A 17725-nucleotide genomic window follows, 5' to 3' on the forward strand; every position below is an offset into this window, starting at 1 on the left:
TGATTATCATCATCGGCCATAGGGGGCGAGCCATTTGGCGGCCAGCGATGGCCAGGTGTCGGCCGCCGGGTTGCCTTTGCGGAGTCCGTAACCATGACCGCCATATGACAAAAAGTGTAGTTCGACGGGCACTTTTGCATCGCGGAGCGCACCGGCCATCACCAGTGCACTGTTGCCATAGAAGTCGTCGGCGGTGGCAAAAAGGAACATGGGTGGGGTATCTGCATTTACCTTCAGCTCTGGCGTAAGGGTACGGTGCTCGCCCTTGTCCAGGTAGGCCGGGTAGATCAGTACACTAAAAGCAGGCTTTGCTGACTGGTCATCAGCAGCGTCAACCCTGGGGTAGCTGTCAGTCGCATAAAGGGTACTGATACGGGCACTCAGGCTGCCTCCGGCAGAGAAGCCTAATACGCCCACCTTATCCGGGTTGATCCTGTACGCAGCAGCCCGGCTTTTTACGAGACGGATGGCGCGCTGTACATCCTGTAAGGCGCCTTGTTCTTTATCAGGTACACGGTACTGAAGTACAAAGGCAGTAAAGCCGAGGGTGTTCAGCCATTTAGCTATTTCATAGCCTTCAAGGTTGATAGCAAGTATTTTATAACCACCACCGGGGCAGATCACGACTGCGGCACCATTGGGTCTGGCAGGGCGGAAAACCTGTAAGGTAGGGTCAGTAACGTCGGTGAGGCGGACCACACCATGGGTCGTATCGGAGGTAGGATGAGCGGGATGTTTCGGAGCTGTCTCTCCCGGCACATCACCTGGCCATATATGAATAATGTCTTTATCCTGTGCAAATGTGTGCATACCAAGGGCTAATACTATGACGAGTAGTCGGATAGTTCTCATAAGTGGAAAAGTATGGAATAAAAATAGCAATTCTGAGAAAGAAAAAAAATGTTTTAAATCAGGTATGGTGGAAATAACCGTGGAACGGACAGACCTGCGATGTACAGCCGGATGTTCACAGCAAGGCATTTATACGGCCGGAAATACCGGGATTTTCCAGCAAGTTTTGAGTTTTGTGTAACCAAACGGCCTGCCAATGCGTTTAATTGTCATGCGAACCATTTATCTACTTCTGACCATCGCGCTGCTCAGCAGCTGTAGCAAAAAAACCACTCCCGCAGGAGGAGGGGAATGTACCAAATATGCGATCGTTCCTGTATCACGTATCGAACATGTTAACGACAGCATCAAAGTATATTTCCATGTCATGAACGGCTGTGGCCAGTTTAATAAATTTATAGAGAAGGATTCCGCCAATATCCATCTGGTAAGTGTGCAGGCTATATACAAAGGATGCTTCTGCACCATGGATATTCCGGAACGTTCTGCCAGCTATCAGTTCAAACCTTCCAGATCCGGTACTACTTTCCTTACATTTAAAGGAGAAGAGGGTAACGATATCACGGAAACTATTGATGTCAGATAAGAATAAAAATGCAACAAAAGAGCGGTTGGCACCTGGAAGTGATTAAAATGAACACATCTCCATCAGGTGCTTACATAAATGAGGGCGTATCATAAGTTCTGATACGCCCTTGTTGTATTTTATGCCATCCCGGTTATCCTGCTGCCCTGACCTTTTTGAGATGTACACTCGGTGGTACCCCGAACTGCGCTTTGAAACACTTACTGAAATAGAAAGGATCATTCATCCCCACTTTATAGGCTACTTCCGCTACTGTATATTCACCGGTGTTCAGTAATTCCGCGGCCTTCTTCACCCTTACCAGCCTGATATATTCATTCGGCGAATAACCCGTCAGGCCCTTCACTTTTTTATAGAATAAGGTTCTTCCCATTTTCATTGACAGGGCAAAATCATCTACTGAAAACTGAGCATTATCCAGATTTTTATCGATAATCCTATTGATCTTTTCCAGGAATTGCTGATCTGCTTCATTTTCTGAAATATGCACGGCAAAGAAACCGGGATCATTTGCAAAACGCTTCCTGATCTTTTCCCGCTGCTCTATGATCCTGATAATTGTGGTTAGTAAGAACCGGGTACTGAAAGGCTTTGTAATATAAGCATCCGCACCTGCATCGATGCCTTGTAACTGGTGCTCTCCTGAAGATAATGCAGTCAGTAATACGACCGGGATGTGGCAGGTTTGAAACTCGCTTCTGATTTTATGTGTAATATCCAGACCACTCATTTCCGGCAGCATCACATCACAGACGATGAGGTCTGGTGATTGTGCAATGGCTTGTTCCAGGCCTTCCCGTCCATTGGCAGCAGTATGGATATGGAAATAACGACTCAGGGTAGTAGCCAGATAGGCAGCAATGTCAGGATTGTCTTCTATGATCAATACATGGTATTGGGAACCGGGGGCGGTTATCTCTACTGTATCGGTATCATCAAAGAATGGCATCACCGGTGCCTTACAAACAGTTTCCGCTGCAATTTCATCTGGCAGGTAGGCTTGCCTGTGTATAGGTATATTTATGTAGAAGGTAACCCCTGCATCTGCGTTATTTACAAAACTGATCTCTCCCTTGTGCAGGGTGACCAGTTCTTTTGTCAGGGATAATCCTATACCTGTACCGGTAGGGGTGAAATTGAGTTGGGTGAAGCGTTGAAAGACCATGTGCTGTTTTTCTTCCGATATGGCGATGCCATTATCCCTCACTTTGATAGACAGTGTATCTGCTACATATACAATCAGATCAATCTTTCCACCTGCCGGCGTGAATTTATGTGCATTTGAGAGCAGGTTATAAAGCATTTTATCCAGCTTGCCGGGATCTACCCATGCCATATATGCGTCTACATTCGACTGAAAGGATAACGTGATTTGCTTCTGCGCTGCCAGGTCATTAAAACCATTACATATGTCCTGTATAAATTGAATGACCTCCGTTTCCTGCACCTGCAGCTGCAGTTTTTTATGCTGTATTTTTCTAAAGTCCAGTAACTGATCGGCAAGACGCATCAGGTGTGCGACCTGCCTTTGCATAATATGCAGGTGTTTTCCTCCTGGCCTTCCGGGTAGTAGTTGCTCCATCGCGCTCATGATGAGCGATAGCGGTGTTCTGAACTCATGAGAGATATCTGTAAAGAAATTGAGTTTGTATTCAGTTAGTTCCTTCTCCAGCGTCACTGCATGCTGTAAGCGATGGATGCGCCGGTTGACGACGATGACGCTCAGCACCATGCCGGCGATCAATCCAAGGTAAAGCATGATGGCTACATTGGATCGCCAGAATGGTGGAAGTATGGTGAGTTGTATACGCGCTTCCTGTTTGCTCCAGGTACCGTCATCATTGGTGCCGCGTACTTTGAAAGTATATTTTCCCGGAGGAAGATTTCGATAGGTCGCTACATTGTAACTGGAAGGGGTATTCCATTCATCTTCGTAATTCTCCAGGATATAGGTGTATTTATTCTGTTGTGGATTTCTGAATGCCAGTGAGGCAAATGAAATACTGAATACTTTCTGACCGGGTTCTAAAGTGATGGATTTTGCGGTACTGATAGATTCTTCCAAAGGCACAGGATTACCAGCTACGCTTAATCCGGTCAGTAATACAGGTGCATCGCCATTGCTGTTTTTGAGCTGCTCAGGAAAGAAACTATAGAAACCATTCAGACTGCCCCATAATAGTTGCCCGTTTTCTCTGCGCAGGCAGGCGCCTTCTGAGAATAAGTTACCTAATGCATTATTGGCAAAATAGAACACTTCAAAAGTACTTTTTTCAGGATTGAACCTGGTAAGCCCGTTTTCCGTGCTTACCCATAAATTGCCATGGACATCTTCGAGCATGCTGTTCACCACATCATGCGAGAGCCCCTGTTCTGTGGTATAATTGACAAATGTATTTTTTTGTGGTAAATACCTGCTAAAACCACCACCAGTAGTGCCTATCCAAATCCTTCCCTGATGATCTTCGCAAAGGCTTTTTATTTCATTGCTACCTAGTCCTGCCTGGTAAGTGGTCACATTTCCTTTGCCAGACAGTAAGCTATCCGGGCTAAATACCAGCAATCCATTATTGGTACCGGCCCATAGACGGTTTTGTTTGTCCTGCATTAAACAACGGATATACACAGGGTTCGTTCCATCATGAAGAAAATTCTTCCATTCCAGCTGATTCCCCCCTTTGTAGGTGGCTAGAAAGAGGCCGCTTCCGAACGTACCTACCCATATTCTCCGTTGGCGATCCTCCATGATGGTATATACCAGCCGGTTATCGCCTGTAGGTAACAGGAAGTGTCTTGCTTTCTGTTGCAGCGAATCGCGGTGCACGATGTACACGCCGTCTCCTTTGGTACCTATCCAGAGATATCCTTTATTATCTTCTGTCATACAGTAGATGTTCGCAACCTGCCCGGGTAGCAGGTGTTCCAGAGAGCGGGTCTTTTCCAGACGATCATTATATAGATACAGGGCACCGTTACGTGTACTTACCCAGATCCGCTTATAGCTATCTTCAAAGATGGTCTTTACACCGTTAGCAGCATATCTGTCCGGCGTTTGCGTTTCGGGAAAAATATGTGTAACATGGAGGGATTGGGGAGTCAGTTTCTGTAAACCGGTATGTTCAGCACCCACCCATATCAGCCCGGAACGATCCGCAATGACAGTGAGCAGGTAATTGGTACTTAATCCATTTGGATTTTCAGGGTCGTATACGAACCTTTGTACCTGCCTGTTTATTTTATCAAAACAATAGAGGCCTCCGCCATAGGTGGTGATCCATATTTTGCCTTTATGATCTGCTGCAAAGCAGAACCGGCAGTCATCAATGACCTTCATGACATTGGCGGGAATGAGGGAAATGCGCTGACTAAATTCCTGTACCGGGTCAAAATACCAGACGTCGCCGGTATGATTATTTACCCAAATACCGTGGTCCTCATCAGTTTCTATATCTATATGTCCGGGTATTTCTTCCCTGAATAGTTTACTGCATGGTATCAGTTGGAGGGTATTTAGATCCATGACGAGCAGTCCATGTTGCTGGGTACCGAGTAAGATCCTGTTATTGGCTATCAGTGCCGCATCGGTGAGTATGGTACCAGCTGGTAGCGCCTTCAGTGTGTTTGAGGTCGATTGTCGTGTTTTCAGGTCATAAACAACCATTCCCTCTTTCTTAAGAAAATATAATTGCTGGTTTCGGGTGATAGCCTTGATGAAGTTGCCTTCACCGGCGGCAACTGCATTACCGCGGGTATCCAGTTTATACAGGTTCTTATCTGTGCCGATCCAGATGCCATGTAGTGCATCTTCAAATATAAAGTGTACTGACCCTATTGCATACCGGCGACCGTTGTGTACGCATCCGTTATTCTTACTGTACAGCCACACGCCTTCAGCACTTTCGAACAGGTGGTCATAGGTCAGGTCCGCACTGTCGGGCAGGACATTGATAAAGCTTTCTTTTTTGGGATCAAAGCAATGGTAATGTCCTTCGGCAGTCTTCACCCATATAATTCCGGATCTATCTTCATATAATGTTCTTATCCTGTTATCACTGACTGGTTGTGATACTCCCGTGTTAGTGCGGTAAACGGTAAACTTCCGGCCATCATACCTATTCAATCCATTGAGTGTGCCAACCCAGATAAACCCTTTTTTATCCTGCAGCAGGCACCGGACGGTATTTTGAGAGAGCCCGTCATGTGTAGTTAATTGTTCCAGCCTGATATTGCCGGACGGATCAGTAGCCGGGCCGGGTATTTTGTGGTTAGCTGCATAATATTCTTTTCCCGAAGAGGGATAAGCAGTGTGCGCACCGGGAGCCAGGTAGTTATTTCCCGCTTTAGCAGCCGGAACGGATAATCCGGTTAATGACGGAAATAGGAAGCCGCCTAACAAAAGGAAGTATTGTTGCAGTCGCATAACGTTTTTCTTTGCCGGCATCGGTGGAATTAGCCGGATGGAATTTATAATGCCTGAAAAGAATCAGATCGTATGAGCAATATAAAAAAATAACACCTACCCGTTATCCTATAGTGTCTTAGCAACACTTTTTCGCACATTTTTCCATCCTTTTGTCAATTTATCCATGCTGCTGACCACATTTTTACAGGATTTACTACAATAATCCATTGCACAATTATGGGATAGGGAATAGATTTGAGGGTATGATCAGGTCTATATTTACGATAATTTGTTTGTATGTGTTAATGCCGGCCCGGGCACAGCAATTCATCAGGCAACAGAACGCATTTCAGATCCACACCGCTACGCGAAACTTTCAGCTGGAATTTTGTACACCTGCTATGTTCAGGGTCAGTTATGGTACTCCTGTAGAGGAGCCGCTGATGGTGAACCGGTATGACTGGGATAGCATTTCGGTACAGGTGAATAGTGAGAAAGGGGAATTACAGTTCACAACAGCCAGTCTGCGGGTGATAGTCGATGCATCCGGACAGTTAGCCGTGTATACAGCGATTGGTCAGTTGCTGTGCGCAGATAAAAATACAGACTCTTCAATAGTCAGGAAAACCCTTCAGGCCGACGAGCACTTCTTTGGGTTTGGGGAGCGTATGGACTTTTTAGATCAGCGGGGCAAGAAGGTACAGCTGGAAGTTGGCCGCGGCAAGGAGAAACCCCATATCGTGGGCGCTTACAATGTATTGCAGGCGAATTATAGTCCGGTACCTTTTTTTATGAGCACTAAGGGGTATGGTATATTCCTGCATACGACCTACAATTCCACCTGGGATATGGGGAGTACCGAACCGGAAACCTACAGTTTTTCAGCGGCTCACGGGCCGCTGGAGTATTATTTTATATATGGTCCCCAATTTACAGGTATACTGGATCTGTATACACAGTTAACGGGTAAGTCACCTTTATTGCCCCAATTTGCCCTCGGTTTGCATGTAGGTACTTACAGTGGTGGAACCTGGGGACATGAGGAGCAGACTTCTGCAGCCTACGTGATCGAACTGGCACGCAGATTTAGAAAAATGGGTATCCCTGTAGATATTCTTTTCCTGGATTCTACCTGGCGTCAGTTTGGCACGAATGGGGGAAAGGGGGCCACCTCATTTGAATGGAGAGAGACCTTTCACCATCCGGAGGCAATGTTCGATACCCTTTATGGTTTGCATTATAATATGGTCGGACTGCATATCCGGCCGAGGATAGATAACGGGACGCGGTTCCGGTTGTTAGATACAGCGAGAGCGCTGCATTATACCTACCCGGAGGCTAATAACCCCGGTGAATTTATCAACTATTTTGACACGGCAGCTGTGAGTTGGTGGTGGAATCATGCAGCAATGAAGGTAGCAGGAATTGGTGCACGTTTCTTTAAGACGGATGAGGGTAGTGCCTTTGGAGCATTGGCCAATGAAAGTGCGAAGACAGGACCCGGAGGACCGGAAGCACAACGTTTACACAACGTATTCCCGATCGCATATGCCAAAGCGGCGTATGAACAATTTGCTGCTTACAACCAGCTACGCGGCCTGAATCAGACCCGGGAGGGGTATGCCGGCATCCAGCGCTATCCCTTCATCTTTGCGGGTGACTGGCCCAGTCAATGGCAGTACTTCGGACCTGTGATCAGGGCGGGATTAAATATAGGCGTGTCCGGTGTAGGGTACTGGGCACATTGTATGGGTGGTTTTGAGCAACCGGCCGACCCGGAATTGTATATACGTTGGGTGCAATTTGGTATGTTGAGTCCCGTTGCCCTTTTATTCGGCATGGATCATCCTGGTTATAAGGAACCCTGGCGCTACGGGCGGGAAGCAACTGATATTTTCAGGCAATATGACGAATTGAGATATAGCCTGCTGCCTTACCTTTATAGTGCCAGCTACCAGCAATATAAAACCGGTACCCCAATTATGAGGGCCCTTGTACTGGCATACCAGGATGATGTGAATGTATACAATATCACAGACCAGTATCTTTTGGGAGAGAATATGATGGTATGTCCTGTAACGGAAAAAGGAGCTGCTACACGCGTGGTATACTTACCCGGAGGAGAATGGATCGACTACTGGACAGGCAGGCATTATGAAGGGAAGGTGTATGTGAATGCCGTATGCCCGCTGGACAAAGTACCTATCTTCATTAAAGCTGGCAGTATTATACCCAAACAACCTGTAGTGCAGTATGTAGGGCAACGGGAAATTGACACCGTCATACTGGAAGTATATCCTGGTGCTGAAAGCAAAACGGAATTATACATGGATGATGGCAGGAGCCTACAATACCAGCAGGGGATCTATGCCATTACCCACATAGACCAGCAGACAGAAAACGGCGGCTGCCGCATACACATCAGTGCACCAGCGGGAAATTATCATGCCCCCATCAGGACCTTTACCCTCCGGGTGCATACGGAGAAAGCACCTGCCAATAGTAAGGGCCAATATGATACTGCTAACCATGTATACATACTGGCAGGCATCGACGCTACAAAAGATAATACGATAGTCATTAACTGATATGAAACAAACAGGACTGATAGCGCTGCTATTCTGCTGTATGCTATCTGTAAAAGCACAAACGATCTCCCTGAAGGGAGAATGGCAGTTCACCACTGACTCTGCCGGTCAATGGAGCACGGTAAAGTTACCGGGATCTATGCTGGAAAACGGTAAAGGGGTGGATGTGTCGGCGAACACAAAATGGACGGGAAGTATTTATGATAGCTCCTGGTACTTTAATCCTGAGATGGCGAAATATCGGGTGCCGGGAAACATCAGGTTTCCTTTCTGGCTTACACCGGCGAAAACTTATGTAGGACCGGCCTGGTATAAGAAAGGGGTGGATATCCCGGCTGACTGGAAGGGACGTCGTATTACGTTTACGATGGAGAGACCACATTGGGAAACAGTGGTGTATGTAGACGGACAGCGGGCGGGGATGCAGAATAGCCTGAGTGCACCACATGTATATGACCTGACTGCGTTGCTGACGCCGGGAAAGCACACGATCGTTGTGCGGATTGATAACAGGATCAAAGAGATTAATGTAGGACCTGATTCACATAGTTTGACAGATCATACGCAGGGGAATTGGAATGGAACGATTGGTGCGCTGGAACTGAATGCGGGGAGTACGGTGTGGATGGAGGATGTACAGGTATACCCGGATATTCAGCATCATCTGGCCAGGATTAAAGTATTGATAGGCCGCAAAGGACCTGTATCGGGGAAGCTATTGCTTGCAGCCAACGGGATACCTGCGAAGGAAGTACCGTTTGATTTAAGAGATGATACATCTTCTGTTGTGATTGATTATCCGATGGGCAGTAATGTATTGTTATGGGACGAATTTCATCCGAACCTGTATACATTAAAGGTACAGATGATACCTGCCAATGCCGGGATTAGTACAAGGATCATCACCTTTGGTATGCGGGAATTCAGTATTTACAATACCCGGTTTATGGTGAATGGAAGACCTGTGTTTTTGCGTGGTACGGTAGATAATGCGGTATTCCCGTTAACAGGTTATCCCCCAATGGATGAAGAGAGTTGGATACGTATTTTCCGGAAGGCAAAATCTTATGGTCTTAATCACATGCGTTTCCATTCCTGGTGCCCGCCGGAAGCGGCTTTTAGTGCAGCAGATAAAGTGGGTTTTTACCTGCAACCGGAAGGACCCAGCTGGGCCAATCATGGAACATCATTAGGCGATGGGTTGCCAGTGGATCAATACATTTATGATGAGACGAACCGAATGGCGAAAGCGTATGGTAACTATGCGTCTTTCTGTATGCTGGCATATGGCAATGAACCTAAGGGAGGACACCAGGTAGACTATCTGACACAATTTATTGCTTATTGGAAGGCGAAGGATAGCAGGCGTGTTTATACAGGTGCTTCTGTAGGAAATAGCTGGCCGTTGGTACCTGATAATGAGTACATGGTAAAAGCAGGGGCAAGGGGTTTACGATGGTCTGCTTTGCCGGGCAGTGATTTTGATTATTATGACCGGATCAGGGATTTTCATGTGCCGTATGTGAGTCATGAAATGGGGCAGTGGTGTGTGTATCCTGACTTTAGCGAGATACCCAGGTATACAGGTTTATATAAGGCGAAGAACTTCGAGATCTTTCGTGATCAGCTTACCGCGCATCATATGGGCGCATCAGCACATGATTTCTTAATGGCCTCAGGAAAGTTGCAGGTTTTATGTTATAAGGCGGAAATAGAGGCAGCGTTGCGTACACCTGGGTTAGCGGGTTTTCAGTTGTTGTCGCTCAATGATTATCCCGGGCAGGGAACTGCCCTGGTGGGTGTATTAGATCCTTTCTGGAATGACAAACCTTACATCAGTGATAAAGAGTGGCGCCGCTTTTGTAGTCCGACAGTATTATTAGCCAGGATAAAGAAATTTGTATATACAACAAAGGATACATTGCATGCAGCTATTGCTGTCACAAACTTTGGAGAAAGTGCATTGAATGATGCACGTCCTGTATGGAAGATAAAAGATCAGGCAGGTAAGGTGTTGCAGCAGGGTACCTTTCCTGTTATGCAAATTCCGCTGGGAGATAATATTCCGTTAGGTGATCTGCAGGTGCCGCTGGCGTATGCAGGTAAAATTACTTTGGAAATAAGTCTTGAGGGAACGGAGATCAGCAACAGCTGGTCTTTGTGGGTATATCCTGCTGCGTTGGAGATTGCTGAGAAAGGGGTGTATATATGTGATACATTGGATGCAGCTGCGCAGAAGGTGTTGCAGAATGGCGGTAAGGTTTTGCTGCTGGCGGCAGGAAAGATACAACGGGGGAAGGAAGTCGTGCAGAACTTTACACCAGTGTTCTGGAATACGTCCTGGTTTAAGATGCGGCCGCCGCACACGTTAGGTATTTTATGTAATCCTAAGCATCCTTTGTTCGCTGCATTTCCCACGGATTATTATAGTGATTATCAATGGTGGGAGCTGGTGAATAATACACAGGTGATGGATCTGTCAGATTTCCCGGCTACGTTGATGCCATTAATTCAGAATATAGATACTTGGTTCCTGAACAGGAGAATTGGTATGCTGGTAGAAGCTAAAGTAGGAAAGGGAAGCCTGATGATTTCCAGCATTGATCTGAAGCAAGAGGGGATTGTGACCCGGCAGCTAAGATATAGTTTACTGAAGTATATGCAGTCTGCTACATTCGATCCTGCCATAGAAGTGAAGTTGCCTGTGATCCAGGAATTGTTCCGGCCCGGTGCTTCCAGAAAAGTCAACTTGTATACGAAGGATAGCCCGGATGAACTAAAGCCAGCAGCGGTGCGTTTGCCTGCAATGGTAAGCGATCATATGGTTTTACAGCAGCATGCGGATGTAAATATCTGGGGATGGGGGATTGCCGGCGAAAAGGTGACGATCCGGAATAGCTGGGATAATAAGACAATTGCTACAACGGTTGGTAAGGATGGTCGCTGGCAGGCGGTATTGACTACTGCCAAAGCAGGTGGACCTTATACACTGGCCATTAATAATATCCGCTTATCTGATGTCTATTTAGGAGAGGTGTGGCTTTGTTCCGGTCAGTCTAATATGGATATGACGGTAGCACGCGAAGACCGGTATTGGTGTGGCGTGTACAATGAAGCTACGGAAGTTGCAGCTGCTAATTACCCGGCTATCCGGGTCTTTGATACAGACTTTACACCTACGGATACTATTCAGCGTGATGTAAAAGGGAAATGGGAAGTTTGTTCACCTGCTACGGTTGGGCATTTCTCAGCAACGGCTTATTTCTTTGCGCGTTATTTGCAACAGCAGTTGCAGGTGCCGATAGGGCTGCTGACAACTGCGTATGGAGGTAGTACGGCTGAAGCCTGGATAAGCAGGCAAGCCCTGGCAGATCACAATTTTCAGTCGCTGCTGGATAATTATGCGCAGCGGAAAGCCCTGTATGATACAAGTTTTACAGCGCGTGCAAAATTTAAAACAGCGATTGAAAAATTTAATACTGCTGCAGCGGAAGCAAAAGCAGCACATAGAGATCCGCCGAAAAGTCCCAAAGATCCGGATCCGGAGCATGATCAGCACAGTCCGGCGGTATTGTATAATGGAATGATAGCGCCTTTAATTCCTTACACGATTAAAGGAGCGATCTGGTATCAGGGAGAGTCCAATACGAATAACCCAGGCATTTATCGTTCGCTGATGGAGACGTTGGTAGCAAGTTGGCGGCGTGAATGGCGCCAGGGAGATTTTCCTTTTTATTATGTGCAGCTGGCGAATTATGGAAAGGTGGATTCATTGCCGGTAAAGGAGAATGGAACGGTGTTGATCAGGCAGGCGCAGCTGGAGAATTTAAGTATACCGAATAGCGGGATGGCTGTAGCAATAGATAATGCCAATCCGGAAGATCCGGGTAATATACATCCGAAAGATAAGCAGGTAATAGGATTGCGGCTGGCACTGATTGCAGCAGCAAAAACTTATGGGCAGAATAATGCCTGCAGTGGTCCTATGTTTTCGAAAATGGAAGTACAAGGCAGGCAGATCAGGTTATATTTTGATCATGTGGATGGAGGGCTGGTGATAAAAGGTGATACGCTGAAAGGATTTGCGATAGCAGGTGCGGATCAGCAATTCGTATTTGCGAATGCACGCATTGAAGGAAATACGGTGGTCGTGTCGGCGCCTGAAATTTCAAAACCTGTAATGGTAAGGTATGGATGGGCCAGTAATCCTGTAACGAATCTCTATAATAAAGCGGGGCTACCGGCAGGTCCATTCAAAACTGATCAGTAAACTATTGGGCATTCTTTGTATTATAGCCGCCGTCTTACAGCTGTTTCCGCCTTTGGCTGGAAACAGCTGTTTTGCTACAACCTGTCAAATTTTCCATTAAATAGTACAATCCTCCATTGTTCCGGCCTGGCCCTACTGCTACTTTTACCCAATGGAACCGCATTACCACCAACAACGGCTCACGCGTCTTAAACGGTTAGAAAAACTATTGCTCATTCTCATTTTATCTGCTACCGCACTGGTAGCCTGGCTAATCTTTTTTCATTAGTATCAACCAACGAAAGCGTTATGAAACAACTTTTATTGTCAGCAGCATTGCTACTCCTGCCGCAATGCCTCTATGCAGCATTTGGCCCCATCACCGGGCAGGTCCTGGACGATGCGGACCAATCCCCGTTAATAGGGGTGAGTGTGCAGGTAAAAGGTACTTCGAAGGGTATCACCACCAATGCACAGGGACAATTCACCCTCGATGTGCCGGACAATGCCGTACTCGTCATCTCATACGTCGGTTACGATCAGAAAGAAGTGACCGTCAGTGGTCCACATCTCACTATCCGCTTATCCAAATCAAATAAGGGATTGAATGAAGTTGTAGTCATCGGCTATGGTAGTGTTGCAAAAAAGAACCTGGTAGGTGCCGTAGCTTCTATCGGCGAAGCACAGATCAAAGACCGCCCTATTACCCGCATTGATCAGGCACTGGCAGCCCAGATGCCCGGTGTGCAGGTACAGTCCATCACAGGTACTCCCGGAGCCGCTTTACAAATAAGGGTAAGAGGTGCTGCCTCTGTATCCGGCAGCAATGATCCATTGTATATTGTAGATGGTGTTCCGGTTGATGATTTAGGTGATATTGATCCTACTACTATACAGTCTGTAGATGTATTAAAAGATGCATCGGCAGCAGCCATCTATGGTGCAAGAGGCTCAAATGGTGTAGTGCTCATCACTACCAAACGGGGAAAGAGCGGCAGACCAGTCATTGCTTTTTCGGCCAATTATGCCAGACAGGCACCGGAGAAGTTAGTGAAGATGATGAGTCCTCAGCAATGGATCCAGTTCAGGAAAGATCTTATCGACTCTTCCTGGACTGCCCTGGGCAGAACAAAAGGCAAGAACTATCAGGCCAGTGATAACATGGCTTTCCGTGCAGGTGAATTGGGCGGTACAACCGCCAATACCCACAAACTGGCCAATACAACCTACATGTATGATCCTTACTGGAATTACGGTACAGATAGTCTCGATTACGTAAACTGGCAGGATGAATTTTTCCAGCCGGCATGGATGCAGAAATATAATCTCTCTGCTTCAGGAGGAAATGAAAATGCCATTTACCTTTTATCGGGTGAGTATATGGATCAGAATGGAATGGCCGCGAACACCGGTTATAAGCGTTATACCTTCCGTTCCAACATGGAAATAAAACTCAGTGAGCGGGTGAGAGTAGGCCTGCAGCTATCACCCTCCATCTCATGGACAGATGGGGCAGGCATTGATGGACGCGGGGGGATTGGTCCTTCTGTAGCTGGTACTGCACCTATTCAGGAGAAAGGAGTAGGCATCCACTCCGGTTCTATCGGCACAGATGCTTACCGCTGGGTGGCAGATCAGATCAGTCCCGTCGAAGTGATGGAAAAGACAATGAACAAAACAGAGCTTACCAAATTGCTCTCTCAGATGTATATCAATGCTGCTTTGGCAAAGGGGCTTCGCCTGAACCTGACCGGTGCCTGGAACAGCAGTAGCAGTGACTATAAATATTACCAGCCTACTGCTGTGACTTCTGCCAGGCGTACTGCAGTAGAAGGCTCACAAAGTACGGCTACCCGTAAGACGGCCCGTACGCAATACTACCTCTTTCAGGCACTGCTTACCTACGATAAACAACTGCGCCGGCATGGTTTTAATTTTATAGCCGGTGCAAGTACAGAAAGCAACAACGCCGCCAGCAGCACCCAAACCAACAAGGTATTTGCCAATGATAACCTGTACACCTTTGATCAGGGTTCCTCTACAGTCACAGTCAGTAATACTACCGAATCGAAACGTACACTGGCTTCTTTTTTCGGTCGTGTTAACTACAATTTTGATAGCCGGTACCTGTTGTCAGTGAGCTTCAGGCAGGATGGTAGTTCCCGCTTTGGTGAAGATTCCAGGTGGGGGGCTTTCCCAGCTGCATCTCTTGGATGGAGGATCAGTGATGAGTCTTTCATGCGTGGTGTGAAACATATCTTCAATGACCTGAAGCTTCGTTATTCATGGGGGATTGCGGGTAATGACAGAATCGGTGGAGATTATCCGGCAATTGGTTTGGTGACCAGTACCAACTATGCATTTGGAGAGACACCTGCACAATCCACAGGCTTCTCTGTTACCAGCATCACGAATCCTCATCTCCGCTGGGAAAAAACAACCTCCAATGATGTGGGTTTTGATGCCAGTGTGCTGAATGACCGTCTCTACATCTCATTTGACTACTACGATAAGATGACCAGAGACCTCCTGCTCAGTGTACCGGTAGCGAGAGCGACCGGTTTCACAAAGGAAAATGCCAATATCGGTTCTGTAAGGAACTGGGGGTATGAGATCAACCTGAATTCAAAAAACATCAATGCAAAGAACTTCAGTTGGGAAACCTCCCTCAATTTTTCCTGGAACAAAAATAGGGTGGTAAAGCTCAATAATGATAATACCCCTATTTATACAGGCTGGGAAAGTACCGTGAAAATAGCCGTAGGAAGGCCATTATACTCTTATGTACTCTATGATGCCATTGGAGTATACCAGACGGAAGAACAGCTGAAAAATCAGCCTAAAAGGGTCAGCAGCATCATCGGAGATCCCGTGTACCGGGACGTGAACAAAGATGGCTCTATCGATGCCAATGATATGACGGAAGTAGGGCACCCCGACCCCAATTATACCTGGGGAATGACAAACCGTTTCAATTATAAACGATTTGACCTGTCTGTTTTATTCCAGGGGCAATGGGGCAACCAGATCTTCAGTATGTTCGGCCGCAACATTGATCGTCCCACTACTGGTTTGGGCAACTACAATGCGAAGCAGGTTTGGGTGAACCGCTTCCGTAGTCTTAGTCAGCCGGGGGATGGGAAGACTCCCCGTATCGATGCCTCTACGGCCAGTTTGTATGACACCCGCTGGTTGTACAGTGGTGCATTTTACAAGATCAAAAACCTCACCCTCGGTTACAACTTCCGGCCCGGTATTGTAAAAGGCTTACAGAATGCCAGGCTGTATTTCAGTGTAGACAACCTCTGGATGCATGATAATTATTCCGGGGGTTATTCACCTGAAGCCTTTCAGTATGATTACCTGAGCGACTGGTCCAGTTATCCAACTGCAAGAACATACAGCCTGGGTATTAATATCGGATTATAAAAATCGATTCACATGAAATATATTTCCGCAATCATTTGCTTCGCTATACTGGTGGCGTGTAACAAAGATTTCCTGGACACGGCGCCTATTTCCAATCAGAATGAAAGTAGTTTTTATAAAACGGAGAATGACATCGTACAGGCTGTGAGTGGGGTTTATAACAAACTGCTCACCTTTCCTGACGTAAATAATTTATATCTTTCAGAAGTACGTTCCAATAACTACTATGTAGACAGACAGGATGCAGCAAGAGATTACTTCAGCCTCTCCGCATTTGAAATTACGCCGGCATTGGGTACATTGCAAGCTGCCTGGACCAATGATTATGAAATGATAGAAAGAGCCAACCAGGTGCTGGACAGGATCGATCATATTCCATTCACTGATACAACCAGGCGTAGCAGGATGAAGGGGGAATGTAAATTCCTTCGTGCGCTTGCCTACTTTGAGCTGGTGAAAGCTTTCGGTGCAGTGCCTTTGATCGATCGCACCGTTTCTTCCGCGGAAGTGCTCAGTTACCCCCGTGTAGGAGCAGATACGATTTACAATTTTATCGTGAGTGAGCTTACAGCAGCGGCATCACTTTTACCTGCCAGTTACGGTGGTACAGACAAGGGGCGTGCAACCAAACTCGCTGCGCTGGGGTTATTAGGCCGTGCTTATATGTTTATGGCAGGCTATCCTTTTAACAAAACGGAAAATTATTCCAATGCTATCAACGTATTCCGCCAGGTACTGGATGCTGAGAATAACGGATGGATTTTTGCACCAACCTATGCAGAGATCTTTAAAACATCCAGCGATAATAAATACTACCTATTCGAAGTACAATACCTGTCAGGTGGAAAAGGGTTAGGGAATCCGGTTCCCGGAGAGGTGATTCCCATCGACATGGATACCAAAATAACGCCTTATGGCGCGTATTACATGCAGGGGTTCCCATCCGCTGATCTTATCAATAGTTTTGAAGCAGGTGATAAAAGAAAATTCGTGATCCTCGACACGGTGTACAGAAATAAAGCTGGTGTGATGACCCAGCGTGCCTACTTCAGAAAGTATCTTGACTCATCTGCCGCTGCTTCTATTCTCAGTAGTTCAGACTGGGGAATCAATTTTCCTATTCTGCGGCCTGAAGATGTAATGCTGATGTATGCACAGGCCGTGAATGAGACCACGGGTCCTACAGCGGAAGCGCTGAACCTGGTGAACAGGATCCGGACAAGGGCGGGACTTACCTCTGTTTCCGGTGTATCGCAATCAGCATTCAGGCTTATACTGGAAACGGAAAGAAGACATGAACTGGCATGGGAAGGGATCTATTGGGGAGATTTAATACGAACGGGGAGATGTTTAGAGGTAATGAATCCGTGGTTGCAGACCAATTACGCAAAATCTATGGATGTGACACAGGAGCTGTACCCGATTCCACAATCCGAGATGCAGATAAAACCGGGATTATACTATCAGAACCCGGGTTATTAATAAAAAGAAGAGAGGGTGTCTCATAAGTAAATGAGGCACCCTCTCATTTTTTTGAGTTATATAGCATTTTAAGGGTCGCCCTATATTGATTTTTGGGTAATCGTTTTGAGAAGGAAAGTTTTTCAAATAGATCCCGA

At 46.6% G+C, this 17725-nt stretch carries 7 protein-coding genes; 5 read left to right on the top strand and 2 right to left on the bottom strand.

All coding sequences use genetic code 11. The annotated features are described in order from the left end of the window. Positions 1-9: 9 nt before the first annotated feature. Positions 10-852, bottom strand: a complete 843-nt coding sequence (locus tag ABDW33_RS26140; protein ID WP_343693058.1) for an alpha/beta hydrolase — start codon at positions 850-852, stop codon at positions 10-12. Positions 853-1048: 196 nt separating this feature from the next. Here ABDW33_RS26140 and ABDW33_RS26145 point away from each other — a divergent pair, with 196 nt between their 5' ends. After that, positions 1049-1438, top strand: a complete 390-nt coding sequence (locus ABDW33_RS26145; RefSeq protein WP_343693059.1) for a hypothetical protein — start codon at positions 1049-1051, stop codon at positions 1436-1438. Between the two features lie 133 nt (positions 1439-1571). Here ABDW33_RS26145 and ABDW33_RS26150 read toward each other — a convergent pair whose 3' ends face one another. Beyond that, on the bottom strand, positions 1572-5858 hold the full coding sequence (locus ABDW33_RS26150; RefSeq protein WP_343693060.1) for a two-component regulator propeller domain-containing protein: 4287 nt from the start codon (positions 5856-5858) through the stop codon (positions 1572-1574). 245 nt (positions 5859-6103) lie between these two features. Here ABDW33_RS26150 and ABDW33_RS26155 point away from each other — a divergent pair, with 245 nt between their 5' ends. The 4 genes from ABDW33_RS26155 (at position 6104) to ABDW33_RS26170 (ending at position 17588) form a co-directional block, all read left to right on the top strand. Continuing rightward, positions 6104-8428: a TIM-barrel domain-containing protein gene (locus ABDW33_RS26155; RefSeq protein WP_343693061.1), complete on the top strand. Its 2325-nt coding sequence runs from the start codon at positions 6104-6106 to the stop codon at positions 8426-8428. 1 nt (position 8429) lies between these two features. After that, positions 8430-12698 carry a sialate O-acetylesterase gene (locus ABDW33_RS26160; RefSeq protein ID WP_343693062.1) on the top strand — a complete coding sequence of 1423 codons (4269 nt, stop codon included), beginning with the start codon at positions 8430-8432 and terminating at the stop codon, positions 12696-12698. 288 nt (positions 12699-12986) lie between these two features. After that, positions 12987-16106 carry a TonB-dependent receptor gene (locus tag ABDW33_RS26165; protein ID WP_343693063.1) on the top strand — a complete coding sequence of 1040 codons (3120 nt, stop codon included), beginning with the start codon at positions 12987-12989 and terminating at the stop codon, positions 16104-16106. Between the two features lie 12 nt (positions 16107-16118). Beyond that, positions 16119-17588, top strand: coding sequence for a RagB/SusD family nutrient uptake outer membrane protein (locus ABDW33_RS26170; RefSeq protein ID WP_343693064.1), 1470 nt, complete (start codon positions 16119-16121; stop codon positions 17586-17588). Positions 17589-17725 lie beyond the last annotated feature (137 nt).

The organism is Chitinophaga sp. (assembly GCF_039596155.1).
Lineage (GTDB): Bacteria > Bacteroidota > Bacteroidia > Chitinophagales > Chitinophagaceae > Chitinophaga.

Excerpts from the sequence above, each read along its gene's own strand:
- ABDW33_RS26140 (WP_343693058.1), bottom strand. The coding sequence starts at position 852 with ATGAGAACTATCCGACTACTCGTCATAGTATTAGCCCTTGGTATGCAC.
- ABDW33_RS26145 (WP_343693059.1), top strand. The coding sequence starts at position 1,049 with ATGCGTTTAATTGTCATGCGAACCATTTATCTACTTCTGACCATCGCG.
- ABDW33_RS26150 (WP_343693060.1), bottom strand. The coding sequence starts at position 5,858 with ATGCGACTGCAACAATACTTCCTTTTGTTAGGCGGCTTCCTATTTCCG.
- ABDW33_RS26155 (WP_343693061.1), top strand. The coding sequence starts at position 6,104 with ATGATCAGGTCTATATTTACGATAATTTGTTTGTATGTGTTAATGCCG.
- ABDW33_RS26160 (WP_343693062.1), top strand. The coding sequence starts at position 8,430 with ATGAAACAAACAGGACTGATAGCGCTGCTATTCTGCTGTATGCTATCT.
- ABDW33_RS26165 (WP_343693063.1), top strand. The coding sequence starts at position 12,987 with ATGAAACAACTTTTATTGTCAGCAGCATTGCTACTCCTGCCGCAATGC.
- ABDW33_RS26170 (WP_343693064.1), top strand. The coding sequence starts at position 16,119 with ATGAAATATATTTCCGCAATCATTTGCTTCGCTATACTGGTGGCGTGT.